Annotated in this window: 1 protein-coding gene; it reads left to right on the top strand. The window is 62.5% G+C overall.

What is annotated here, in order from left to right:
• The coding region (locus OR16_RS38970) for a Bug family tripartite tricarboxylate transporter substrate binding protein (RefSeq protein ID WP_006165010.1) at positions 1-208 on the top strand (208 nt) is incomplete at both ends.

The following is a 208-nucleotide window of genomic DNA, read 5'->3' as shown; positions in this document are numbered from 1 at the left end:
CGGCCGACGGCTATACGCTGCTGGTCAACTCGGTGGGCCCGATCTCGATCAACCAGACGCTGTACAAGCACCTGAACTACGATCCGCTGGCCGACCTGGTGCCGGTGGTGCAGATCGCCGATGTGCCGAACGTGCTGGTAGTGCATCCCTCGCTGCCGGCGAAGACGCTCGAAGAATTCGTCGCATACGCCAAGGCCAATCCGGGCAA

Origin of the sequence: Cupriavidus basilensis OR16, assembly GCF_000243095.1 — a bacterium.
GTDB classification, from domain to species: Bacteria; Pseudomonadota; Gammaproteobacteria; order Burkholderiales; family Burkholderiaceae; genus Cupriavidus; species Cupriavidus basilensis_D.
Note: the sequence above shows the minus strand (reverse complement) of the source record. Positions and strands in the feature narration are given on the sequence as shown.